We start from the raw sequence: 23049 nt of genomic DNA, 5'->3' as shown, positions 1-23049 counted from the left end.
CATCCATTGCGTTTCTGAACGTCATCAGATACGAGACAGGCGTTGGCTTACTCGGCTCGATGACGACCGCACCGACCGTGCGGCGACTTCGCCTCACAGAGTTGGGAGAACTTGGACCTCGCCCTGTCGTTTTTGGAACTGTTGATGCGGGGGACGACCGCGCCCGGTCAGAGTTGTCAGCAGTGGCTTTTTCCAAGGCGTGTTCCCGCCGCCGAATCGTACCACACCAACTCACGGTCGATGAAGCACCAGAACCCGTGCCGCTCGCCGGGGAAGATCTCCGAACCGAACAATTCTGTCACTCGTCCCGCGGGAGCCTTTGCTGGCTTGCGGTCAGCATCACTTGTAACCGGCCACACGCCTTCCTTCCCCACGTCGCCATCACCTTGCCAGACCGGCCCACTTCACTTCTCATGGATTTTTCCCGAAGCTTTCAGGCCCCGGCGGGCACTCATTCCCGGGCGCACTCGGCCCGCCCGTTCGAGAGAACGGGGAAATGTAACGGGTCATTGCTTTCTTGAAAGATCGCTGGCGAATCGTCGTCTCTACTGTGACGCGAACCGGGAGGGTGAAACGTGCCGCGCACCAAAACGATCATGATGCTCGCAGGGTTGGTCGCCGTTCTCGTCGTCGCGGCCATGGGGTTCCAGCAAGTGTGCCCGGGGCCGCCGGAGCCACTCCCTGACCCGGCGGGCGAGTGCCTTGGCGAGCCTGGCCCGCAACTGTGGAGAATCCAGGCCAAGGAGGATATCGCCCGCCGCCTCACCCGGGGGACGCTGGGGCTGCCCGATGCGGTTCGGGAGGTTCGGGAGTTGTACCGGGACGATCCGGCCTTTCTGGACTCGATCCGGAGTTCTTCGCCCCGCCAACCGACCTTCCACTTGTACCCCGGAGCCGCCGACGCCACGGATGATGAGCTGTTCGCCAGCAATCTGATTTTGTTCGTGAAAAGCCAGGCCGAGGTGCTCCCCGCCGGGCAGGCGGCCGAGGTCGTGCGTCGCTTGGAGGCCGAATTCGAACGGTGCCATTCGGCGGGCACGTTCCGTTACGAGAAGACGCCGAATTGAGTTTGGCGATCCTCCTTCACGGAGCAACATCCCGACCCATGATCGGCTCGGCATCTCTCTCGGCCCGTCGGCCGCTCCAAACCGATAATCGCCGCGTCGTTGAGCCGCTCACTGTGGTGGAAACTGGAGCGGGAAGGACGACATGAATATCTTGACCCTGTCACCCGACCGCGTCCGTCCGGCTTCGGGAGCGATTCCCGTGGGCAGGACTCTTCATGGCGACTGAGGCGAAACGCACCCCGGCGCGGCCCCTTCACTGCATGGAAATCTGGGGCGGCAATCAGGCCGTCGAAGAGGCCGTGACTACGCCGGGGCTGGACATCTGGGTCTACAGCCGGCCGCACGAGCACGCCGTCGCGGGCGGCGACGTGTACTACACCTCCCTGTGCGGCGGCGGCTCGATCACCCGCCTTATTCTGGCCGACGTGGCCGGGCACGGGGCCGCCGTCGCGGACATCGCGAAATCCCTCCGCGCCTTGATGCGGTCGAACATCAACCGCAAAGATCAGGGCCGATTGGTGAAGTCGTTGAACCGCGAGTTTGCGGCCCTCGCACAGATGAACCGCTTCGCCACGGCCGTGGTCGCCACCTACAAGACGAAGGGCGACACGTTCACCGTCAGCAACGCGGGCCACCCTCGCCCCCTGTGGTTCCAGGCGGCGAGCGGTCGATGGTCGGTCCTCGCCCAGGACGCAGCCGACGCCCAAGAACTGGCCGACCTGCCCCTCGGAATCGTTCCCGAGATGGACTACTCGCGGGTCGAGGTCACGCTCGGGCCGGACGACCTGATCCTCTTCTACACCGACGCGCTGACGGAAGCCGAAGACCCGGCCGGCCGGATGCTCGGCGAGGACGGGTTGCTCCGCCTCGTCAGCCGACTCGACGCGACGGCTCCCGCCGCCGTCCCCGCCGCGATCGTGGCCGCCTTGGCCGAGTACCGCGGCGGGCCGCCGCCCGACGACGACCTGACGGTCGTGCTGCTCCACCACAATTCCGGTCCAAGTCGCCCGCCGGCCTTCCGGGAAAAGCTCGCAGTGTACGCGAAGGTGTTCGGCCTGAAGTCGGTGTAAGCTCGTGGCCATCAGTGGAGTGATTTCGCTCGCCGTCGCCGCCTCGCCGGAGCGAAATTGCCGTCAAATCTTCCCCAGTCTCCGATTCCCGCCCCCCAGTTGCCGTAGTTGTTCAAGTTTTGCCGACAACGGCGTCGATAAAAGCTCACAGGGCGTCTGCCCGGACTTGACTCTCGGCGGGGGCTTTTATCGATGTCACTTCTCTCCCGCCGCCGTCGCCGGTTCAAGCGACTGCTAACCCATACCCAGTTGTCCTACCTGATCTACCGCTACCGCTACCTCCTCGCGTTCACGGTCATCGGCTTCCTCTCGATCCTGTTGGAAGTGGTCCTGGTTCAACTGATGCCCGCGGACTGGCCGTTGCTCCTGCGTTCGGGGCTGGCGTTCGGGGCCGGGTTGCTGTTCAGCTTCGTCGGCAACGCTCGGTTCAACTTCCGGGTACCGCACGCGCAAATGCTTCGAGCGTTCGGCCAGTTCGCACTCGTGTCCGGCCTGTCGTTCGGCTTGAACATGCTCGCCGTGTCGCGGCTGCAATCGCTCCTCGGCTTCGGCTACCCGGTCGTGCGGCTGGCGTCGGCCGGCGTGCTGTTCCTCATCGCGTACTCGCTGCACCGGCGGTACACGTTCCACATGGCCCGGAACTTCGGCATCGCCGTGTACGCCTCCTCGACAGAGCGCGTTCACCGCATCTTGTTGAAGATCGGCCGCAACTGCGACCACGTTCACGTCGATCTCGTCGACGAGACGATGAACCGCGACGCCGCCCCCGTGGACTTCAGCAAGGTGCGGACGGCCAAGCGACTGTGGCCAGACATTCCCGTGTGCCTGCACCTGATGTCCCGACAACCGGCGAAGTGGATGCCGGAGGCGTGGGATCTCGTGGACTGGGTGTTGTTCCACGCCGACTCGGAAGACGACCTGAACGAACTCTTCCTGGAGTGCCGCCGCCGAGGGAAGAAGGTCGGCATCGTCTGGCACGTCAGCGTCACGCCGGGCCAACTGCTGCAGTATCTACCGCACGTCGATTTCGTCATGGTGCTGGGGATTCGTTTCCCAGGCCGATCGGGGCAGCAGTTGCTCCCGGAAGCGGTGGAAGTGGCGAACGTGTTCGACGCCTTGCGGCCGCGGTACGGCTACGAGGTCATGTTCGACGGCGGCGTGAGTGCCGAGACGATCGCCCGGATTCCCGCCAAGTACATCGTCGCCGCGAGTGCGGTGCTGAAGGCGAGCGATCCCGTGCGGATTTCCCACACCCTCCGCACCGGAGCACGGTATGAACGGCGAGCCGCTTAAGGCCGAAATCCTCGACCGGCTGTGGGCCGTCGCCGATCGGCACGATTTCGTGCGGTCCGTGACCGTCACCGGCAGCTTCGTCGACAGCCCGACGCTGGACGGCATCAGCGACATCGACTGCGTCGTCGTCGTGGACCACCTCCACGAAGCCCGCTATCAACGGCTGGTGGCCGAGTTCGACGACGCCCTCCGCGGCGTGCTGGCAGGCCACGGGTACGACTTCCGCGTGAACCCGACGCTCGGGCCGCTGAAGTTCAACGGGCCAAAGTTGGCGGTGCTGCACTTGATGCTGTACTCCGACGAGGCCCGCGTGCGGCACGCCCGGCAAAGCCCGTTCACCTGCCTCGACTGGCAGCGGTCGAAGGTCCACCGCAAGCTCTCGCTCGCGGAGGTTTACCCGGTGTTCGGCCTGCAACCGCGGCACTTCCTCGGCGCGCGGCGGGGTATCCAAGACTACCTCGGCGACCTCCGCGCGGGGACCGTGTCGTACCGCGAACTGGTTTGCACGGCCGACGGCTATGCCGAGAAGAAGCTCGGCAAGCCGATGACAGTGCGGGACCGGCACGAGTTCGCGTACCACGTCATGCGGTTCCTGATGGGCAACCTCCTGAAATTGCTCACCCGCACGAACACGACCCCAGACAACGAGGCGATCCTCGCGGAATACTTCCGCCGTTTCCCCGACGGGGCGGAGACGTTCGTGCCGTTCTTCCGCACCCTCGCGGCGAAGAAGAAGCGGATCGACTTCGACGAGCCGGTGGCGGACCTGGAATCGACGCTCGAAGCGTTCGCAGCGGCCCTGGAATCGCAGTTCCGCCGCGTCTTCCACGAGACGAGCACCCGGCACGTCGTGGTCCGGCACGCGCCGACGAAGCTGAACGCTGGCGTCGGCGACGCCGTGATTTTCCAGGGCCGGTCGGACTCGCCGGTGATGCCGATTCGGGCAGCGGACATGGTCGAGGCCACGCGGGTGGTGAGCGAACTCAACCCGGCGTGGGTCTACACGTCGCCGGCCACCCGTGCCCGGCAGACGGCTGCCGCCCTGACCGACGGCCCGCTGATTCTCGACGACCGGCTACAAGAGATCGACTACGGCGGGCTTGAAGGGCTGACGGTCGCGCAGGCACGGTCGCGCTTCCCCGAGGTCTTCCGGGGGTGGGCCGACAAACAAGACCCGCAGTTGCCCGACGGCGAATCGGTCGCCGACGTGTCGGCCCGCGTTCAGGCGTTCGCCCGCGACGTGTGGGGTTCCGCCCGCGGTGCGACCCTGACATGCACGCACAACGTCGTCATCCGCTGCCTCGTCGGGCAAACGCTCGGCGTGTCGGCGGAAGAGTGGCACCGCCTGCGGGTGCCGCACGTGGCCCCGATCACGTTCATTCAGACGAAGACCGACGGCCTGTTCGTGGACATCCCCGAGGCGGTGGAAGCCGAGATGTTCGCGGCTTGGGAACCTCAATCGCTCCGAAAGGCGGCCTGATGCAACTCGTCATCCCCATGGCCGGCCTGGGCCAACGGTTCGCGGACGCCGGGTACGCCCTGCCGAAGCCGCTCATCCCGGTCGGCGGCCTCGCCATGGTCGTCCGCGTGGCCCGGAACCTTCCGCCGGCCGACCGCACGGTGCTGATCTGCCATCCGGAACACGTCCAGCGCTTCCCCCTGCGGGCGGAACTGGAGCGGCTGATTCCCGGGGCGGTCGTCGTAGTCGCGCCGGGACTGACCGCCGGTCAAGCGTGCAGCACGCGGTTGGCGTCGGACCATCTTGACCCGGATCAGCCGGTGCTGGTGGCCGCGTGCGATAGCACGCAGGTCTACGACGCGGCGGCGTGGGACAAACTTGTCGCCGATCCGGCGACCGACGCGGTCGTGTGGACCTTCCGCAACGACCCGCGGGTGCTGATTCGGCCGGAAGCATGGGGCTGGGTCCGCAGCGACGCGGATGACGTTCGCGTGGTGTCGGTCAAAAAGCCGATATCAGCGATGCCGCTCCGCGATCGGGCGGTGACGGGCACCTTCTGGTTCCGCACGGCCGGTCTAATGGCCGAGGGGATCGACGGCCTGATCGCCCTCGACCAACGGGTGAACAACGAGTTCTACCTGGACAGCGTGCCGAACGTGCTGATTCAGGACGGGCGGGGCGTGCGGGCCTTCGACGTGGACAAGTACATCGGATGGGGAACGCCGGATGACTACGAAGACTACCTTCGCTGGGAACGGCACTTTCGCGGTCGCCAGGCCGCCTAGCGGGGCAGAGCGGCGGCGGTTGCTGCGGTTCGGCGTGATCGGTTGCACGAGCGTGGCCGTGGACTTCGCCGTGTTCCAACTGCTGGCGGGATCGCTCTCGCCGCACGCCGCGAAGGCGGTGTCATACCTCGCCGGGGTCGTCGTCGGCTTCGTCGGGAACAAGTTCTGGACGTTCGAATCGGCCCGCCGATCGGCCGCGGAACCGATCCTGTACTTGCTCGTGTACGCCGTCACGCTTGGAGTCAACGTCGGCGTGAACGCGGTCGTCGCAGAGATGACCGGCTCCACCGGCTTAGCGTTCTTGGCGGCGACCGGCGTGACGACGGTGCTGAACTACCTCGGCCTGCGGCTGCTCGCGTTCCGGGCGGCCGTCCGCGACCGCGACCAACGGGAGACGGCATGAACTACATCGCGCACCGGGTGAACACCGCAGCCCAACTCCGCACCGTGCCGAGCGAGTACGGCCTGGAGATCGACCTCCGCGACCGCGGCGAACGGCTGATCCTCCAGCACGATCCGTTCGGCGACGGCGAGGACTTCGAGACGTGGCTGAACGACTACCGCCACGGCACGATCATCCTCAACGTGAAGAGCGAGCGGATCGAACTCCGCATCCTCGACGTACTGAAGCAACGCGGCATCACCGACTACTTCTTCCTCGACTGCTCGTTCCCGATGATCCGCCTGCTGAACCGCAACGGCGAGCGGAAGATCGCGGTCCGGTTCTCGGAGTACGAGCCGATCGAAGGCTGTTTGGCACTGGCGGGGCAAGTGGACTGGGTGTGGGTCGATTGCTTCACGCGAATGCCGCTCGACCCGGCGAGTTACGCGAAGCTGAAGGCGTCGTTCAAACTCTGTGCGGTGTCGCCGGAGTTGCAGGGCCGGCCGGTTGAGACGATCGCCGACTACGCCCGCGAACTGGCCCCGTTCCCGATGGACGCGATCTGCACGAAGCGGCCCGACCTGTGGCGACAGACCGAAGTGCGTCGGGCGGCGTGAGATTCATCGCGGGAAGTCGTAGCTTCCCCGCAGCACCGGCTCGACGCCGTGGAGTTCGAAGACATCGAGCCGTGCGTAGTGGAAGACCTCGCCCGGCGGTCGCGATTCGAATTCGCCGATCACGGTCGGCCAGTGTTCGGGCAGGATCGACGCGATGGTGACGTGCGGCTCCCAGCCGTCGCCGAGGAACGGGAAGCCGACGCTGCGGACGTTCTCCCGCTGTTGCGGCGTGAGGGCATCGAACCGGCCGGCGAATCGCGCCTCGGTGGTGGCGAGATCGCGATGCGGGGCGAGGGCATCTGCCACCTGCCGTTGAACGCGGCGGAGAGCCGGCTTGTCGGCCTGGGCGATGGCACAGACGAGCGTGTTCCGCCCGGTGAGCGGGTCGCCGACCCAACTGTGCCAGCCGTTCGTGCGAACTTGCGGTGGGGCCGGGATCGCGGCCGCCCGTAGCACGTCCGGGACCGGGAAGCCGGCCGGGAAGGCCGCGAGGTAGGCGGTCGTGTGCGGCGGGTCGTCGAGGTACAGTTGCGGGCCGACGAGTTCCCGCGTGCGGTCCTTGTAAGCCTGGACGGTCGCCGACATAGCCGCGTCCGGCATCAGGGCGACGAAGAACGGGACGGCGGTAGACATGCCCGCCTTAGAGCAAAGACGCCCGGCCGTGGGAAGGCCAAACGGAGAAATCATGAAGCTGTCGCTGATCGTGCCCTGTTACAACGAGAAGCCGAACCTGCCGCGGTTGCTGGAACGATTCCGCACAGTGGTCGGGTCGCGGCCGGACGTGGAAGTCATCCTCGTCGATAACGGTTCGACCGACGGCTCGGCGGAAGTGTTCGCGGAAGAACTGGCAAAGCCGCAGAACCGCTTCGCCCGGATGGTGCGGGTGCCGGTGAACCGCGGCTACGGCTTCGGCATCACTTCGGGGTTGCGGGCGGTCCGCGGCGAGTTCCTCGGTTGGACTCACGCCGACTTGCAGACCGATCCGAATGACCTGATGGTCGGCTTCGACAAGTTACAGGCCGAACCCGACGCGGAGCACTGCTTCCTCCGCGGCCGCCGCATCGGGCGGAACTTCTTCGACGCCCTGTTCACCGGCGGCATGTCGCTCGTCGCGTCGGCCGCCCTCGGCACGTGGCTCAACGACATCAACGCTCAGCCGAAGATGTTCCACCGCTCGTTCTTCGAAAGTCTGACCACCCCGCCGGACGACTTCGCGCTCGACCTGTACGTCCTCTACTCGGCCAAGAAGGCCGGGCTGAAGGTGATCGAACTGCCCGTGGTCTTCGCCAAGCGGGAAGCCGGCGAGGCGAAGGGCGGCGGCTCGCTGCGGGGCAAGTACAAGCTCACGAAGCGGACCTTCCGGTACATCCTGGCGCTCCGCCGCGGGCTGAGCCTGAACCCGATTCCCGTCAAGGCGCGGGCCGTCGTCCACGGCCGAGGAGATTGAACATGGCACACGAATTGGAACTCCGCGAGCAGACGGCCGCGCTGAACCGGGCGCTGCCGGCCGCCGGATTGGTGACGATGCACTCGGGCAACGCCTCGGTGTACGACCCGGACTCGGGAAAGCTGTTCATCAAACCCTCTGGCATGGACTACGACCGCATCACCCCGTCGGAGGTGGTGGAGGTGGACGTCCGCACCGGCCGGGTGTTCGGGTCGAACAAGCCGAGCGTGGACCTGCCGCACCACCTGTTCCTCTACCGGAACCTGCCGGACGTGCGGAGCGTCATCCACACGCACAGCAACTACGCGACAGCGTTCGCCGCGTGCCTGAAGCCGATCCCGCTCTGCCTGACGGCCATCGCCGACGAGTTCGGCGGCGAGGTTCCGTGCGCTCCCTACGTCGGCAACGAGGACGACGAAATCGGCCGGGCGATCCTCCGCTACCGCAACACCGCCCCCGCGATCCTGCTCGGCAACCACGGCGTGTTCGCCTGGGGGCCGACGGGCAAGGCCGCGCTGAAGGCGGCCGTGATGGTTGAAGACGTGGCGAAGACGGTGTTCCTCGCCCACCAACTCGGCCAACCGCAAGCACTGCCGGAGGAAGAGGCGCGGAAATGGTTCGACCGCTACCAGAACCGCTACGGCCAACAGCCGTCGATCTTGCCGCTGCCGCTGAAGCAAGCGGGGTGAGATTCGCATTCCCTTCAGCCCCGCCGTCGCGACAGTCGATACAACCGGCATGTCTTCGCGCCGCCGATCGGACCTGTGCCCCCTGATCGTGGCGATTCTTGCCACGATGGGGCCGGGCTGCACGCTCGGGCCGCGCACCATCGAGCAGGGGCGGCTACGCTACAACGAGGCCGTCAAGGCGACGACTGAACAGCAACTCTTGCTCAACATCGTCCGCCTGCGGTACACCGATACGCCGAGCAGTCTGTCGATTGCCAACATCGCCGACCAGCAGGAAATCGTCAGCAGCCTCAAGGCGATCCCGTTCTTCACCTCGGCGGGGGCCGGGGATTTGGGCAGTTACCGCGGCTCCGTGTTGCCGCAGGCGGAGTTCTCGCGGGCCATCCGGCCGACACTCTCGTACACGCCGATCGACGACCAGGAATTCACCCGACGCCTCTTCACGCCGATCACCCTCGACGGCATCACCTACCTTGCCAAGACGACCTGGCCCGTCTCGACGGTCTTCCGCCTGTACCTGGAAAACCTGAACTGGGTCTCGAACGCCCAATCGGCGAGCGGGCCGACGCCGCGGATGCCGCCGGACTACGGCGAATTCCTGAACGGGGTGTCCGCCCTGCAACGGCTGTCCGACCGCGGGCAGGCGGTCTTGTACAACCAGGAGCAGGACGAGAAACTCACCGACGGCGTTGACGCCGGCGACAACACCCCGACCGCGGCGGTGGAAGCGGCGAAGGCCGGCATGGAGTACCGGCGGGACGACAAGGGCCGGTGGGCGGTCGTGAAGAAGAAAGTTCACCCCCTTCTCCGCGTGGGCAAGGTGGGCGACACTGACTCGGACTTCGCCACCTTTTGCCGCACTTTCAAGCTCGACCCGAAGAAACGGACCTTCGAGTTGACGACCGAGAAGCTTGACCCGTTCCTGGAAGGCACACCGGCTGCCGGGCTGGACACGCTCGACATGGAGACGCGGTCGCTGTTGCAGGTATTGTTCTTCGTGGCCAACGGTGTGACGGTTCCGCCGTGCCACGCGACTTCCGGGATCGCACCGCAGACGGTTCAGGCAGACGGCACGCCCTTCGACTGGCGGCCGGTGTTCGAGGGGTTGTTCAAGGTGTGCTGGGCCGACGGCAAGAAGCCGCCGCCCTTCGCCCACGTCGCAATCCGCTACCAGGGGTACTGGTTCTACATCGACAAGCGGGACCGCGACACGATGGCGACGTTCAACCTGCTCGTGGAATTGTCCCGGCTCGAACTCGGGGCGAAGGCGACCACGGCCCCGATCCTCACACTGCCGCTCGGCGGGCCGTAAGGCTTGCCCGCGCCGAGTTCGAATCCGCCCGAGTCGTCCCATGATCGCGAACCTCCGACCCACGTCCCGCCTCGCCGACTGGATTACCGGAACCGGCCGCGTTCCCGGCGAGGCCGCCCGCCTCCGCCTACTCCTGGCCGCGTGGCTGGTGGTGCGAACCGTCGTCTGGACGCTCGCGGTGGTCGCTTCGCACCACAATGCGCCGCTCGATTTGGTCGAATGGCTCTCGTGGGGCGGTTCGTGGCAGTGGGGCTACCCCAAGCACCCGCCGCTGCCGGCGTGGCTCGCGGACGCGGCCTCCCGACTCTCGCCGGGGGACGTGTGGGGCGTCTACCTGTTCAGCTATGCCGTGTCATCGGGCATCCTGCTGGCGGCGTACCGCCTCGGCCGCGAATACCTGTCGCCGCGCCGGGCACTGGTGGCAACCCTGGCCCTGGACGGTTTGAACTACCTCACCAACGACCCGGCCGAGTTCAGCAACAACGTCATGCTCGGCCTCGGCTGGGCGTGGCTGATCGTTTGCTTCCACCGGGCGATCGGCACGGGCCAACTTCGCTGGTGGCTGGCCGTCGGCGTCGTGGCCGGCTTGACTCTGTTGTGCAAGTACACCATCGGCGTGCTGCTTCTCGCGGTGTTGGCTTTCGCCCTCTACGACCGGGCGAGCCGCAAGGTTTGGCGGACGCCGGGGCCGTACCTGGCCGCGCTGGTGGCCGGGTTGATCGTGCTGCCGCACGCCTTGTGGCTGGTGCAGCACGACTTCATCACCCTTCGGTACGCGGAGGAACGGGCCGGTAGCGGCGCCGGATTGCTCAAGCGACTCGTGCGACCATTTGAATTCTTGGGCAACCAGGCGCTGATCCTACTGCCCGTCGCGTTCGTGTTGTGGCCGCTGATGCGATTCCGCACGGCCCCGGATGATGCGCCGGAGGCGAAGCCGCTCGCCACGACGTTCCTGCACTTCGCCGTGCTCGGGCCGCCGCTGATTCTGTTGACGGTGTCGGCAGCGATCGGCTTCCAGTTGCGCGAGATCTGGGGATCGCCGCTGTGGACGTTCGTCGGCGTCTGGGCACTGGCTAACTTCCCCGTGGTTCAGGTGATCGAAACCCTCCAGCGATCCCTCCGACGGTGGGTCGTGGTTGCCGTGGGGCTTTGTCTCTTCGCCACGGCGAAGCAGGTTGCCAACCCGTACCTCTTCCACGTCGGTGGCCGCACGGCTTTTCCGGGGAAGGAACTGACCCGTGAAGTGAACGCACGATGGGCGGCACAATACGGCGGGCTGCCGCCGATCGTCGGCGGGGAAGGGTGGCGGGCGGGTGTGGTCTGCTGCTATTCGCCCCACCGGCCGCTGTTGTACAGCAGCGGGAAGATGGGCTACCTCGTCATGGAACCGGAGCACTGTCGCTGGACCGGCGACGCCGACCTGAACGCCCGCGGCGGGGTCATCTTGTGGGACGCGACACAGTTGGGCGACGACATGTCCGACTTTCTGCGACCGCGGTTCCCCCGGGTCGCGAGCCAGCCGGCCATAGAACTGCCTTACGTGACGGGAGCGGTCGTGAAGCCGACGCGGGTCGGCGTGGCGTTCGTGCCACCGGCGAAGTAGCCGGCGGCTACAGCCAGCCTTGGCCCTCTTCGCGGAAGATTTGCTCCAGCGCGTCGATCCACTTCGGGTGCTCGTTCAGGCACGGCACCACGTGCAACTTCTCGCCGCCCGCGTGGCGGAAGACTTCCTCGCTCTCGCGGCCGATCTCATCGACCGTCTCCAGGCAATCGGCCGTGAAGCCGGGTAGGACGACGGCGACGCGCTTCCGGCCCTGCTTTGCCAGCGATTGCAGTACGTCGTCGGTGTACGGCTTCAGCCACGGCTCCTTGCCGAAGCGGCTCTGGTACGTCTGCGTCCAGCGGTCACGCGGCCAGCCGAGTTTTTCCACGAGCAGTTGCGTCGTGCGGACGCAGTGCGACGGGTACGGGTCGCCGCGCTGGGCGTACTTCTGCGGGATGCCGTGGAAGCTGAACAGGACGTGCTCCGGCTCCCAACCGAGCGCGGCGAGGTCGTCGCGAACGACGGCCGCCATCGCCTCGACGTAGGCCGGGTGGTTGTAATACGACGGCACGGTGCGGATCGCAGGCACGACCCGCAACTTCAACATCAGCTTCGCGAGCGTGTCCGTGGCGCTGGCGACCGTGGTGGACGAATACTGCGGGAACATCGGCAGCACGACCATGCGGTCCACGCCCGCGGCAATCATCTCCGCGACGGCCGTCTCGACCGTCGGGTTGCCGACGATCATGCCGAACCGGACCGGCGTACCGGTGAATCGTTCCTGGAGAAGTCGCGTCTGCTCGATGGTGTGGTGCAACAGCGGCGAGCCGGTCTTGGCGTCCCAGATGCGGGCGTACTTGGCCGCGGAGTCCTTCGGGCGGAACGGCAGGATCACCGTCTTCATCAATGTCGTCCACAACCACTGCGGCGGACTCTTCCGCGGCGGCCGCGGCTTGCCGGGCATCAGATAGCGCGCGGTGTCCGGCCGCGTCTCGACCACCCGGGGGTCGAACAGGAATTGCCGCAGGTACGGCCGCAATGCCTCGGCCGTCGGGGCGTCGGGCGTGCCGAGTTGGATGAGAAGAAGGCCGGTCATAAGCAGGGGTCAGGAGTCAGGGGCAGGAGTAGGAAACAACCCGTCGCGGTTATGATAGACCCGCCGCAACGAAAAAGCCCGCGGGTACGCCGCGGGCTTGCTGACTCCTGATACCTGACTCCCGATCACTTCTTCTTGCAGCCCGGCCCTTCGAGTGGGTCGGCCTTTTCGGTGATCTGGCCGCCGGACCCCTTGAGCGATTCGCTACGCTCCTTGTTGAGTTCGACGTAGCTCGCGAACTGCGACGGCAGGTTCGACTCGCCGTAGATCGCCTCGACCGGGCACTCCGGTACGCACGCTTCGCAGTCGATGCAGTCGTTCGGGTCGATGTACAGCATCTTCTCGTCTTGATAGAAGCACTCGACCGGGCAGACGACGCAGCAGTCGGTGTACTTGCAGTCGTTGCAGCTTTCCGTCACCACGTGGGCCATGACTATTCTCCAACTCTGAGAGAGCGAGTTTTGGGGTTCTCAACGCCACGGCCGAACTGTGGACGTGGCGGAACAACTTCAGATTTAGCAAATCCCGTGCTGATGTCAATTTAGGCTTTGTGATCGGACGGCGTCCGGCGACCGGGCCACTCTTTCTGAAAAATTTCCAGCCGTGTCCGTCACAGACCGTCGTTCCGGCGGCCCCTCTCCTGGCAGTCAGGAGGGGGGCACACATCCATGTTTCCGCTCGCGGTGTCGCTGGAACAACTGGCCGTGGCGGGGTTCGCCTTCGATGCCGCCGACCGCATCGTGAGCTGGAACCCGGCGGCCGCGGAACTGTACGGCCTCACTCCGGACGAAGCCGTGGGGCAGTCGGTGCTGTTGTTCATCCCGCACGAGGCCACGGCCGATTATCAACGGGCCGTCGAGGTGGTTCATCAGAAGGGCCGGTGGCACGGGGAACTTCGTACCATGTCGATCGACTACACGCAACGGATCGTCGAAACGGCGTGGGCATCCGTGGAAGCCGTCGACGGACGGCAGCTCGTGGTGGCCCTTCACACCGACGTGACCGACCGGCAGAAACGGTTGCGCGAAGACCGACGAACCGCCGCGCTGAAGGCCGTCCGATCGGTGGGGCGGGAGGTCGGTGCGACGCCAGGCGTGCCGCCGTTAATCGTGGACCAACTGCGGTTGGTCACCGAGTGGGAAGACCTGTCGCTGTTGCAGGGGAACGGCCGCGGGGTGTTGGTGGCGGGCACGGACCGGCTGACGCTGGAACTGGTGAGGCAACTGCTCGTCGGGCACGATTACGTTGTCTTCGTGGCTGACAATCTTTTCGACGGGGCCGAGGCCCTTCGCCGATTCCGCGACGGCATCCGGGCCGCCGTCCTCGATTTTCCCGACGCGAACGCCGGGGTGGTGTTGCAGGGCGTTCGGCCGCAACTGCCCGTCGTCCTTCTGACGCCGTCCGTCACGGGAACGGAACTGCTCGAAACGCTCTCGCTCGCGATTGCCGAGGAAGAATTGCACCCGGTATAAGCCGCGGACCCCGGCATCCGTGCCAGGGTCCGACGACCGTTTTTTTAGAACTGGTCGAGCCAGAAGTGGTTGCCGCGGTGGTAGCGTTGCGGCGTCCACAGTTCGTACCGCCAGCCCGGTTCCTTGAACGCCGGGTAGGCCATGTACGCGGGCGGCTTCACATAAGGGCTGCCCTTCGGCTCCGGCCACTGCGGACTTTGAGCCGGCCAGTAGCTGTGCGGGAAGTAGTAGTACGGGTAGTACGACATCCGCGGCAGCGGCGGCTCGCCGGCCTTCGCTGCACCGGGCGAACTCGCCCACGCGCCGACGGCCAGGGCGACGGCCAGCACTTTCAGGAACACGGTTCGACTCATCGGTATCCTCCTTGACGGGTCTACTCCTTCCATCGTCACAACCCTTCCGACAGGCTCACCCGCAACCACCGGCGGCCCCGGAAGATTCATCCGCCCGGCCGATGCCCGTGGAAAAACCTAGAAAAGCGGTGGGACCGGCGGGACCGGCCTTCTTCGGCGATCGACTCTGCGATTCCGAGGGAGTTCCTTCAAGTGGGCGGGACGACACCGACATGGCCGACGCGGAAAGTGAACTGCTGTACGACAACCCCCTGATCGGCCGGTACGCGAGCCGGGCGATGGCCGAGCGGTGGGGGCCGCTGCGGAAGTTCCGCACTTGGCGGCGGTTGTGGCTCGCCCTCGCGGAAGCCGAACACGAACTCGGCCTGCCCGCGGCCGAGGGGGATTCGCCGCGGATCACGAAATCCCATTTGGAAGAACTGAAAGCGCACCTCGACGACGTGAACCTGAAGCGGGCGGCCGAACACGAGAAAATCACCCGCCACGATGTGATGGCCCACATCGAGACGTTTCGGGAGGTTTTGCAGGAAGGGGCGAGAGGAGTCATCCACCTCGGCGCGACCTCGTGCTACGTCACCGACAACGCCGACCTGATCCTGATGGGCGAATCGCTCGACGCGATTTGCACCTCGCTCGCCTCGCTGATCGATTCCCTCGGCACCTTCGCGGACCAGTGGAAGCACGAGGCAACCCTCGGCTTCACGCACTTCCAACCGGCCCAACTGACGACCGTCGGCAAGCGGGCGGTGCTGTGGCTCTACGACCTCGTGCTGGATTTGCAGGAACTCGAACGCCGGCGGGACGAACTGCCGTTCCGCGGGGCGAAGGGCACCACCGGCACGCAGGCGAGTTTCCTCGCCCTGTTCCGCGGCGATCATGACAAAGTCCGGCAACTCGATCAACTCGTCGCGAAGAAGATGGGCTTCTCGCAAGTCTTCCCCGTCACCGGGCAGACGTATTCGCGGAAGATCGATGCCCAGATTCTCGACTCGCTGTCGGGGTTAGGGCAGTCGGCCCACAAGTGGGGCAGCGACCTCCGCTTGCTTGCCCACCGGCAAGAAGTGGACGAACCGTTCGAGTCCGGGCAGGTCGGGTCGAGTGCGATGGCCTACAAGCGCAACCCGATGCGGGCCGAGCGGATGTGTTCGCTGTCCCGGTACCTGATGGGCCTGCCGCCGATGGCCGCTCAGACGCAAGCGACGCAGTGGTTCGAACGAACCCTCGACGACTCGGCCGCCCGCCGTCTGTACATCCCGCAAGCGTTTCTGGCCGCCGACGCGATCCTGCGCATCGCCATCAACGTCGCCAACGGCCTGATCGTAAACCGGCCGATCATCGCCAAGAACGTCCGCGAGTACCTGCCGTACATGGCGACCGAGAACGTGATGATGGCCGCCGTGCGGGCCGGGGCCGACCGGCAGCACGCCCACGAACTCGTAAAGAAGCACAGCCACGCTGTCACGGAGCGGATCAAGCAGGGTATCGGCGTTTCGACGGAGTTGTTCGACCTCCTGAAAGCCGAACCCGCCTTCGCGAAGGTAGACTTCGAATCGGTGCTGATCCCGCGTCATTTCGTGGGTCGTGCACCTGAACAAGTGGCGGAATTTCTGGATACCGAAATAAATCCGATTCGAAAACGGTACGCGGGAAAACTCGGTCAGAAGAGTGACCTACACGTATAATTTCAGTCACAGAAGGAATTATTTTGCCAGTGAATGATCGGTAAAACGCGACGATGGCGTAATTTAGGTAAATATTTTGGTGTGCCAATTCGCGCAAAAGTGCAACCTCATTTCTCATATTTTTGCGCGGAATTGTGCCTGAAAAAACACTTTTGTCGGTTTTAGGCATTTTGCAGGTTGAAATCCTGTCGGGAATGGCCAACAATGTCCGTCTCCGTGACAGCGGTTGTCACGGGATTGCCCCGCTGTGTTCCGCCCAACAAGGATGACGCAACGATGATGTTCACAACTTCGATGGCCGTGTTGGCTCTCTCCGGGCTGCTCGGGACGAACCTCGCGGTTCAACCGGCCTGGCAGACGGACTACAAGGCAGCGCTGACGCTGTCGGCCAAAGAACACAAGCCGCTGGCGGTCTTCATTACGAAGGGTGCCGCCAAGAACCTGGACCAACTGCCCGACGCGGCAGCGAAGGTCCTCAAGACCAACTACATCGCCGTCACGATCAACAGTGACGACGCGACCGGCAAGGAGCTGGCCGTAGCGTTCGGGATGACCGAAGGGGTCATCATCAGCGACGCGACCGGGGCCAAGCAGGCCCTGCGGATCGAAGGCCAAACGAACCCGACCGACCTCCCGCAGACGCTCGAACGCCTGGCCCAACCGAGCCATGTCACGACGACCACGGAAGTCTACGGTGCGGCCCCGTCGGTCACCTCGACCGTCGTGCCGAGCTACTACACGCCGGCCCCGTACTGCAAGAACTGCCAACAGCAGCAATACCGCCGTTAAGCGGCCGCCAGTTGCACGCGAGAACCCCGGGCCGCCCGCCCGGGGTTTTTTGTTGGGCGGCCGCGCCGACCTGCTATTCTGGTCCGTATGGCCCTGCTGTTCGACCCCACCGAGTTGGCCCGATACGGCGGCCTGACGCTCGTCGCCCGCAACGTCGTCGAAGGCTTCCTCACCGGCATCCACCGCAGCCCCTTCAAGGGGTTCAGCGTCGAGTTCGCCGAACACCGCCAGTATTACCCGGGCGACGAGATCCGCCACCTCGACTGGCGACTGCTGGCCAAGACCGACCGCTATTACATCAAGGAGTACGAGGAGGAGACCAACCTCAAGGCGTACCTCGTCATCGACGCCAGCGGCAGCATGGGCTACAAGGGGAAGCAGAAGCTCAGCAAGTTCCAGTACGCGCAGCAGGTGGCGGCCTCGATGGCCTACCTGATGCTCGCACAACTCGACGCCGTCGGCCTGGTGACACACGACACGCGGGTCACGGGCATCGTGCCGCCGAAGACGAGTTCCAAGCACCTGCTGCACCTGCTGCGGACGCTTGAAGGCATGACCCCGGGCGGCGAAACGGCCCTCGCCCCGATCTGGCATAGCATCGCCGGCCAGCACCTCAAACGCCGCGGCATGGTCATCTTGCTGTCCGATTGCTTCGACAAGGTGGACGACCTCGCGCGGGCGTTACAGCACCTGAAGCACCGCAACCACGACGTGCTGTTGTTCCACATCTTGGCCCCGGAGGAGGTCGAGTTCCCGTTCAAGAACCCGACGAAGTTCCGTAACCTCGAAGTGAACGGGCAAGAGATCACCACCGACGCCCGGCGGCTGCGGGAGGAGTACCTGAAGAACTTCGAGGAATACCGGCAGACCTTGAAGCGAAAGGCTGACGACCTGCAGGTCGACTATGTCATGCTGCGGACCGACGACCCGGTGGACCGTGCGCTGGGGGCGTATCTGGCACGAAGAAATCTGAAGTGACGTGGCGAGTCGAACTCCGTAAGGAGTCGGGGTTAATTTTCCCTCGCCCGACTCCTTACGGAGTTCGACTCGCCGGTCATTGATCCGGCCTTAGCTGCGGAGCGGCGGCAGATGTTAGCCAGGGGCGTCAGCCCCTGGTTCGAACGCCAAGTCCCTAAGCCCCGGAGGGGCGAAAGACTCTGCCGCCCCTCCGGGGCTAGATGTTGCGGATGACCGTTCCAGGGGCTTGCGCCCCTGGCTAACATCTGCCGCCGCTCCGCGGCTAAAACATCTTACCTGGCAACGACGGTGTGATGACAACCCCGTAACAGGTTCGCATGTTCAGCATCCTCAACGCGGCACTCGTGATGGGCTTCCTGGCGGTGGCGATTCCGCCGCTCGTCCACATCTTCAGTCGCAAGAAGTTCGACGAGGTCGACTGGGCCGCGATGCAGTTCTTGCAGGTCAGCAAGAAGACGCGGCGGAAAGTCTTCATCGAGCACTTCCTGCTCATGCTCGTCCGCATGGCCGTGATCGCGCTCGTAGTCCTCGCCTTCCTCGCCCCGACGATCACCAGCACCTTCTTCAACCGCTTCGGAAGTGCCGCCGGCAACGGCGAGCGGGATGTCGTCATCCTCATCGACGGTTCCGCGAGCATGGCCTACAAGCACGACAACGCGACCGCCGCCGAGAAGGCGAAGGAACTGGCCCGCCGTGTCATCGACTCGCTCCGACCCGGTGACCGCGTGGCCGTCTTCGAGGCCAAACAATCCCTCGTGCCGCTGCTCGGCAACCTTTCGCCCGACCACGATCAGGCTCGTAATTCGCTGGAACTGCTGAACGCCCCGCGGGGCGGTGTCGATTGGCCGGCGTGCGTGCAGGCGGCGTGGATTTTCCTGGAGAACGGCCGCAAGGAACGTGAGGTCGTCGTCATCCACGACAACCAGCGGTACAGTTGGGCCGATGAGAACACGCTCTCGAAGTGGGATCTTCTCAGCAGTGGCGGTCGCAAGCCGGGCCAGACCCGCGACCCGAACGTGTGGGTGATGAACGCTGCCGCCGACCGGCCCGGCGACCCGCAGAACATGGCCCTTGACCCGATCCTGGCCGGCCGCGGCGTGGCGTCGGCCGGCCGCGAGGTGAAGTTCAAGTCGGCCATCCGCTTCCACGGCGGCGAGAAGCGGAAAGACCCCGGCAAGGTCAAACTCGAAATCGACGGCCGGGCCGTGGGCGACGTGACCGTGACCGGCTCACCGGCCGACGGCGTGATGCCGATCGCGTTCGCCCACAAGTTCACGACCGGCTCGCACCTCGTGACGTTGCAGATGGACCCCGACGACCTGCCCGGCGACAACCGACAGGACTTCGCCTTGGAGGTGCTGCCGAGCATCCCGGTGCTGCTGATCGAGGGCGATGCGAAGCCCCGGGGCACTGAGTTTCTCCGCGACGCGCTTTCGCCTGCAAAAGACCCGACGCCAGGGTTCCTCGTCCGCACCGCGGGGCTGGCCGAGTTCACGCCGAACCTGCTCTACGCCGACGTGAAGGGGCCGGGTACACCGCCGCGAGTCGTCGTGCTGGCGAACGTACCGCTGCTAAACAAGGCCCAGAATGAGGCCGTCGAAAAGTATCTCGCCGACGGCGGTGCGGTTCTCGTGACGCTCGGCGACCGCAGCGACGCGGCCGGGTGGAACCGGGTGTCGTTCCGCGGCGGGCAAGGGTGGCTGCCCGCCCGGCTAGCGGAAATCGTGGGCGACGACGACCCGAAGGCGAATCTCGACACCGCTCCGCGGCCGCAACCCGCCGGCTTTACGCACCCCGCGATGGAGGTCTTCAAGGAACCGCTGCCCGGTGGCCTGCACACCGCCTACTTCCCGAAGCGGTGGAAGGTCGATCCACTGGCCGGTGCCAACGGGGCGACCGGCACGGCCATCGCCACGCTGACGAACAACGAGCCGTTCCTGGTTGAGCGTGGCGTCGGCCGCGGTCGCGTACTGTTGTGTTCGGTCCCGCTCGATAACTCGTGGCGGACAAACTTCCCCCGGCTGCCCGACTTCGTGCGATTCGCCCACGAGATGAGTTACTATCTCGCGGGGGCGAAGGCGGCCGAACGGAACCTCGCCCCCGGGCAACCGATCGTCTTTGACCCACGGACGAACGAGCCACTGGCCGGCGTGACGATCACCGTGCCCGACGGCCCGGCAAAGGTGATTCAACCCAAGAGTTGGCCGGTCGTCTTCGACGCGACCCGCGACCCCGGCGCGTACAAGCTCACGACCGTCGGCGGTCGCACGTTCTACTACGCGGTCCGGTCCGACCCGCAAGAGTCGGTGCTTACTCCCTGCGCAGACGATGACAAGAAGCGCGTCGCCGATGCGGTGAAAACGCTGACTTACATCACGTCGCCGGACGAGATCGAGGCCAAACGGGGCGAGGGGGCACAAACACGCGAAGTTTGGTGGGTATTGTTGATTATTGTGTTGTGTTTACTCGGGAGTGAGGTGTGGTACACGCGAGCTTTGTCTCGTCGCGGCAGCCCGTTGGAATGAAAATCGCAGTAATTACCCTGGGCGGACGAGACCGAAGTTGTTCGGCCGTTGGTCATTATGTGGTTTTCTTTCATGCTCTCTTTATTATTGGGAGGATCATTCATGCAACGGGTTCGAACTCGACGTGGGTTTACGCTGATTGAATTATTGGTCGTCATCGCGATCATCGCGATCCTGATCGGCCTTCTTCTCCCGGCCGTCCAAAAAGTTCGGGAGGCGGCGGCGCGGGCAAAGTGTAGTAACAATCTCAAGCAACTCGGGCTGGCGGCGCACAACTACGAGAGCACCAACGGTTACCTGCCGCCACGTAAGGGAACAACGAATGTGAATGGCGTCTATTACTCGAATGACGCCAGTCCCCAAGCCCTCGTCTTGGCTTACGTCGAACAGTCGAATAAGTACAACCTGTTCAACTTTAACTATCTGACCTGGAACGACGCGCCCGTGGTGAGCACTCTGCCGACAATGGCCAACGTCAACTTGAGCGCGCGGATGCAGGACGTGCCGACCTTCCTCTGCCCGTCCGACCCGTCGGCTATTGTGCGTGGGGCCAACCAGACTAACACGTCCGATACGTCGTACCCCGAGGGGCGGTGCAGCTACTTGGCCTCGATCGGGACCACTTCTTCGCTCGTCCCTCTCACCCCGAATGCGACCACTTGGGGCACCAAGGGGGGCATCTTCGCCGTGACGGGTGGTTCCAATCAGATTCTGAAGGGGGTGTCGGTTGTCGCTGTCTCGGACGGAACCAGTAACACGGCCATGTTTTCTGAGGTGATGCGGGGGACCGAGAACTGGCCGCACACGTCCAACGTCCGCGACAACACCACGATTTTACTCGCCGCCGGGAACGACCCCTCATCGAACATCTTGTTCGACTCCGACGCCCGGACGGCCCCTTCGGCTTCCACCGGGTCACCGTGGACCTCGACGATCTCGTACATCGGCTTGCAGTTCGAACGCGCTCTGTACGGCGTCGTGTATTACAATCACACCCTGCCGCCGAACTGGAACAAGAAGGTGCCGAGTGGCGCCCAGCAGAAGTATAATTGCGGAGACACCGGCATCTCGTACTTCCACATTGCCGCCAGCAGCTACCACACGGGCGGTACGAACATGGTCTTGGCCGACGGTTCGGTTCGGTTCGTCAGCGACAATGTTGACTTCACCACCTGGCAGGGGATGGGCAGTCGGGCCGGGGGCGAAGTGGTCTCACTCGACTAGTGCTCGACTCTACCGTTTCGAGTGTCCCGGCCGCGGCCGGGGCATTTGGCCGTTGTCCGATCCATGTCACTCATCGGGTGAGCGCAATGACACAGGCGTTGAGGAAGTTGGTGATTGGGTGCGTCCTATTGGTCGGCGCAGGTTGCTCGGGTGCTGGCGGCGGTGGCGCAACCCAGACCCCGCAGGAGTTGACCCTGCACGAGGTCGCCGATATCATCCGTTCAGCCACTGGACCGACCGGCAAGGGGCCGACCAAGGTGTCCGATTTCGACAAATTCGCGTCGGTCTACTCGCGGGCGTATGAGGCGGCCAAGTCCGGCGAGGTCGTGGTCATCTGGGGTGGCACGGTGAAGGGCGAAGGGGACATGGCCCAAGGTGGCGACGTCATCGCGTACGAGAAGGACGCCCCGGCCAACGGCGGGTACGTCCTGCTCACCAGCGGCGAGGTGAAGAAGATGTCCGCCGCCGATTTCAACGCCGCACCGAAGGGCGGAAAGAAATAGGAGTTCTGTGAATCGCGACCGCCTGCCGTGGTGGCTCGTGCCGAACGTCTTGGCTTTCGACGCTCCGATGGTGGCGGTCGTCTGGCAGCGGTTCCTCGCGGCACAATTCTGCATCCCCGTTCCGATTCTTGCGTCGACCGTCCTCGCGCTCGTCGTGTGGGCGGTCTACTTATTTGACCGATGGGGCGACGCCCAGCACGGCTCGACCGCGACGGAGCGACACCGACTCGCCGCGGCTTATCCCCGGACTTTCTTGGGGTTGGCACTCGTGGCGCTCGTCGTGGCTGCGATCGGCTGCGCGTTCCTGCCGCCGAAAATTCTGTGGGCGGGGGCGTGCGTTGCCGCGTGCGTGGGTGGGTATCTCGGGTTGGTTCACCTGCCCGCGTCGAACTGGCTGGCCGACGCGGGGTTGAAGGAATTGCTCGTGGGCGTCGGCTTCGCGGCTGGCGTCTCGGTGCCGCTGGTCGCCGATGGGCTAATCGCGGGCGCGCTCCCGGCCGTCGCCGCTTTCGGCTGCCTCTGTTGGTTGAACTGCCGGCTGATCGACCGCTGGGAATCGCGGGGCCGGGTCGGGCCGGCCGAACTGTTCCTCGCCGCGGCCACCGCGAGCGTAACTCTGGCCACCCCGCCGCGGGTGGCAGCGGCCATCAATTCCGCGATTCTATTGTTGGTCGTCGTTCACGTTTCGTGCCGGCATCGCCTTCAGGCGGCCCGCGTGCTGGCCGACGCCGTGCTGCTCACGCCACTGGCGATTTGGGGGTAA

23 protein-coding genes are annotated in these 23049 nt (G+C 65.0%); 19 read left to right on the top strand and 4 right to left on the bottom strand.

The features are described 5' to 3' along the window. Positions 1-575: 575 nt before the first annotated feature. From PX52LOC_RS35415 to PX52LOC_RS35385, 7 genes are all read left to right on the top strand, one after another. Positions 576-1067, top strand: coding sequence for a hypothetical protein (locus PX52LOC_RS35415; protein WP_149114509.1), 492 nt, complete (start codon positions 576-578; stop codon positions 1065-1067). A 215-nt stretch (positions 1068-1282) separates the two neighbouring features. Beyond that, the gene (locus PX52LOC_RS35410; RefSeq protein WP_149114508.1) at positions 1283-2137 is read left to right on the top strand and encodes a PP2C family protein-serine/threonine phosphatase; all 855 of its coding nucleotides are present in this window, start codon (positions 1283-1285) and stop codon (positions 2135-2137) included. A gap of 192 nt (positions 2138-2329) precedes the next feature. Continuing rightward, complete coding sequence (locus PX52LOC_RS35405) at positions 2330-3430, top strand: GtrA family protein (RefSeq protein ID WP_149114507.1); 1101 nt, start codon at positions 2330-2332, stop codon at positions 3428-3430. Next, the gene (locus tag PX52LOC_RS35400) at positions 3411-4910 is read left to right on the top strand and encodes a histidine phosphatase family protein (protein WP_149114506.1); all 1500 of its coding nucleotides are present in this window, start codon (positions 3411-3413) and stop codon (positions 4908-4910) included. The genes PX52LOC_RS35405 and PX52LOC_RS35400 overlap by 20 nt, the downstream gene beginning before the upstream one ends. Next, a complete protein-coding gene (locus PX52LOC_RS35395; protein WP_149114505.1) occupies positions 4910-5674 on the top strand; it encodes an NTP transferase domain-containing protein in 765 nt (254 codons plus the stop codon). Before PX52LOC_RS35400 ends, PX52LOC_RS35395 begins: the two co-directional genes overlap by 1 nt. Then, positions 5616-6077, top strand: a complete 462-nt coding sequence (locus tag PX52LOC_RS35390; protein ID WP_149114504.1) for a GtrA family protein — start codon at positions 5616-5618, stop codon at positions 6075-6077. Before PX52LOC_RS35395 ends, PX52LOC_RS35390 begins: the two co-directional genes overlap by 59 nt. Beyond that, positions 6074-6673, top strand: a complete 600-nt coding sequence (locus tag PX52LOC_RS35385; protein ID WP_149114503.1) for a phosphatidylinositol-specific phospholipase C/glycerophosphodiester phosphodiesterase family protein — start codon at positions 6074-6076, stop codon at positions 6671-6673. Before PX52LOC_RS35390 ends, PX52LOC_RS35385 begins: the two co-directional genes overlap by 4 nt. Positions 6674-6676: 3 nt before the next feature. Here the strand turns inward: PX52LOC_RS35385 and PX52LOC_RS35380 are convergent, their stop codons facing one another. Beyond that, entirely contained in the window at positions 6677-7306 is a 630-nt protein-coding gene (locus PX52LOC_RS35380) for a 2'-5' RNA ligase family protein (protein WP_168219405.1), read from the bottom strand. 52 nt (positions 7307-7358) lie between these two features. On the opposite strand from PX52LOC_RS35380, the gene PX52LOC_RS35375 reads away from it, so the two are divergent. From PX52LOC_RS35375 to PX52LOC_RS35360, 4 genes are read left to right on the top strand one after another with little or no spacing between them, the layout of a single operon-like run. Then, complete coding sequence (locus tag PX52LOC_RS35375; RefSeq protein ID WP_149114501.1) at positions 7359-8120, top strand: glycosyltransferase family 2 protein; 762 nt, start codon at positions 7359-7361, stop codon at positions 8118-8120. A gap of 2 nt (positions 8121-8122) precedes the next feature. Further along, positions 8123-8809: a class II aldolase/adducin family protein gene (locus tag PX52LOC_RS35370; RefSeq protein WP_149114500.1), complete on the top strand. Its 687-nt coding sequence runs from the start codon at positions 8123-8125 to the stop codon at positions 8807-8809. A 49-nt stretch (positions 8810-8858) separates the two neighbouring features. Further along, the gene (locus PX52LOC_RS35365) at positions 8859-10121 is read left to right on the top strand and encodes a hypothetical protein (RefSeq protein WP_149114499.1); all 1263 of its coding nucleotides are present in this window, start codon (positions 8859-8861) and stop codon (positions 10119-10121) included. 40 nt (positions 10122-10161) lie between these two features. Beyond that, the gene (locus PX52LOC_RS35360) at positions 10162-11724 is read left to right on the top strand and encodes a glycosyltransferase family 39 protein (RefSeq protein WP_149114498.1); all 1563 of its coding nucleotides are present in this window, start codon (positions 10162-10164) and stop codon (positions 11722-11724) included. 7 nt (positions 11725-11731) lie between these two features. Here PX52LOC_RS35360 and hemH read toward each other — a convergent pair whose 3' ends face one another. After that, positions 11732-12760: a ferrochelatase gene (hemH, locus tag PX52LOC_RS35355; protein ID WP_149114497.1), complete on the bottom strand. Its 1029-nt coding sequence runs from the start codon at positions 12758-12760 to the stop codon at positions 11732-11734. Between the two features lie 125 nt (positions 12761-12885). Beyond that, on the bottom strand, positions 12886-13191 hold the full coding sequence (locus PX52LOC_RS35350) for a 4Fe-4S dicluster domain-containing protein (protein WP_149114496.1): 306 nt from the start codon (positions 13189-13191) through the stop codon (positions 12886-12888). 237 nt (positions 13192-13428) lie between these two features. Between PX52LOC_RS35350 and PX52LOC_RS35345 the strand changes: the two genes are divergently transcribed. Beyond that, entirely contained in the window at positions 13429-14232 is an 804-nt protein-coding gene (locus PX52LOC_RS35345; protein ID WP_149114495.1) for a PAS domain S-box protein, read from the top strand. Positions 14233-14276: 44 nt separating this feature from the next. On the opposite strand, the gene PX52LOC_RS35340 is transcribed toward PX52LOC_RS35345, so the two are convergent. Further along, on the bottom strand, positions 14277-14585 hold the full coding sequence (locus PX52LOC_RS35340; RefSeq protein ID WP_149114494.1) for a hypothetical protein: 309 nt from the start codon (positions 14583-14585) through the stop codon (positions 14277-14279). Between the two features lie 212 nt (positions 14586-14797). Here PX52LOC_RS35340 and purB point away from each other — a divergent pair, with 212 nt between their 5' ends. The 7 genes from purB (at position 14798) to PX52LOC_RS35305 (ending at position 23049) form a co-directional block, all read left to right on the top strand. Then, entirely contained in the window at positions 14798-16267 is a 1470-nt protein-coding gene (gene purB, locus PX52LOC_RS35335) for an adenylosuccinate lyase (protein WP_149114493.1), read from the top strand. A 276-nt stretch (positions 16268-16543) separates the two neighbouring features. Then, positions 16544-17056, top strand: a complete 513-nt coding sequence (locus PX52LOC_RS35330; RefSeq protein ID WP_149114492.1) for a hypothetical protein — start codon at positions 16544-16546, stop codon at positions 17054-17056. An 87-nt stretch (positions 17057-17143) separates the two neighbouring features. Further along, entirely contained in the window at positions 17144-18034 is an 891-nt protein-coding gene (locus PX52LOC_RS35325; RefSeq protein ID WP_149114491.1) for a DUF58 domain-containing protein, read from the top strand. A gap of 317 nt (positions 18035-18351) precedes the next feature. After that, positions 18352-20559, top strand: a complete 2208-nt coding sequence (locus PX52LOC_RS35320) for a BatA domain-containing protein (RefSeq protein ID WP_149114490.1) — start codon at positions 18352-18354, stop codon at positions 20557-20559. A gap of 102 nt (positions 20560-20661) precedes the next feature. Then, positions 20662-21783, top strand: a complete 1122-nt coding sequence (locus PX52LOC_RS35315) for a DUF1559 domain-containing protein (RefSeq protein WP_168219404.1) — start codon at positions 20662-20664, stop codon at positions 21781-21783. Between the two features lie 110 nt (positions 21784-21893). After that, positions 21894-22286: a hypothetical protein gene (locus tag PX52LOC_RS35310; RefSeq protein ID WP_168219403.1), complete on the top strand. Its 393-nt coding sequence runs from the start codon at positions 21894-21896 to the stop codon at positions 22284-22286. A gap of 7 nt (positions 22287-22293) precedes the next feature. Next, on the top strand, positions 22294-23049 hold the full coding sequence (locus PX52LOC_RS35305; RefSeq protein ID WP_149114487.1) for a hypothetical protein: 756 nt from the start codon (positions 22294-22296) through the stop codon (positions 23047-23049).

Origin of the sequence: Limnoglobus roseus (genome assembly GCF_008254045.1) — a bacterium.
GTDB classification, from domain to species: Bacteria; Planctomycetota; Planctomycetia; order Gemmatales; family Gemmataceae; genus Limnoglobus; species Limnoglobus roseus.
The sequence above is the reverse complement of the archived record's forward strand: the minus strand, read 5'-3'. Positions and strand labels throughout refer to the sequence as shown.

Coding starts and splice junctions, on each gene's coding strand:
- PX52LOC_RS35330 (WP_149114492.1), top strand. CDS start 16,544: ATGATGTTCACAACTTCGATGGCCGTGTTGGCTCTCTCCGGGCTGCTC.
- PX52LOC_RS35380 (WP_168219405.1), bottom strand. CDS start 7,306: ATGTCTACCGCCGTCCCGTTCTTCGTCGCCCTGATGCCGGACGCGGCT.
- PX52LOC_RS35370 (WP_149114500.1), top strand. CDS start 8,123: ATGGCACACGAATTGGAACTCCGCGAGCAGACGGCCGCGCTGAACCGG.
- PX52LOC_RS35410 (WP_149114508.1), top strand. CDS start 1,283: ATGGCGACTGAGGCGAAACGCACCCCGGCGCGGCCCCTTCACTGCATG.
- PX52LOC_RS35400 (WP_149114506.1), top strand. CDS start 3,411: ATGAACGGCGAGCCGCTTAAGGCCGAAATCCTCGACCGGCTGTGGGCC.
- PX52LOC_RS35320 (WP_149114490.1), top strand. CDS start 18,352: ATGTTCAGCATCCTCAACGCGGCACTCGTGATGGGCTTCCTGGCGGTG.
- PX52LOC_RS35325 (WP_149114491.1), top strand. CDS start 17,144: ATGGCCCTGCTGTTCGACCCCACCGAGTTGGCCCGATACGGCGGCCTG.
- PX52LOC_RS35405 (WP_149114507.1), top strand. CDS start 2,330: ATGTCACTTCTCTCCCGCCGCCGTCGCCGGTTCAAGCGACTGCTAACC.
- PX52LOC_RS35315 (WP_168219404.1), top strand. CDS start 20,662: ATGCAACGGGTTCGAACTCGACGTGGGTTTACGCTGATTGAATTATTG.
- PX52LOC_RS35350 (WP_149114496.1), bottom strand. CDS start 13,191: ATGGCCCACGTGGTGACGGAAAGCTGCAACGACTGCAAGTACACCGAC.
- purB (WP_149114493.1), top strand. CDS start 14,798: ATGGCCGACGCGGAAAGTGAACTGCTGTACGACAACCCCCTGATCGGC.
- PX52LOC_RS35365 (WP_149114499.1), top strand. CDS start 8,859: ATGTCTTCGCGCCGCCGATCGGACCTGTGCCCCCTGATCGTGGCGATT.
- PX52LOC_RS35390 (WP_149114504.1), top strand. CDS start 5,616: ATGACTACGAAGACTACCTTCGCTGGGAACGGCACTTTCGCGGTCGCC.
- PX52LOC_RS35340 (WP_149114494.1), bottom strand. CDS start 14,585: ATGAGTCGAACCGTGTTCCTGAAAGTGCTGGCCGTCGCCCTGGCCGTC.
- PX52LOC_RS35385 (WP_149114503.1), top strand. CDS start 6,074: ATGAACTACATCGCGCACCGGGTGAACACCGCAGCCCAACTCCGCACC.
- PX52LOC_RS35375 (WP_149114501.1), top strand. CDS start 7,359: ATGAAGCTGTCGCTGATCGTGCCCTGTTACAACGAGAAGCCGAACCTG.
- PX52LOC_RS35360 (WP_149114498.1), top strand. CDS start 10,162: ATGATCGCGAACCTCCGACCCACGTCCCGCCTCGCCGACTGGATTACC.
- PX52LOC_RS35395 (WP_149114505.1), top strand. CDS start 4,910: ATGCAACTCGTCATCCCCATGGCCGGCCTGGGCCAACGGTTCGCGGAC.
- hemH (WP_149114497.1), bottom strand. CDS start 12,760: ATGACCGGCCTTCTTCTCATCCAACTCGGCACGCCCGACGCCCCGACG.
- PX52LOC_RS35345 (WP_149114495.1), top strand. CDS start 13,429: ATGTTTCCGCTCGCGGTGTCGCTGGAACAACTGGCCGTGGCGGGGTTC.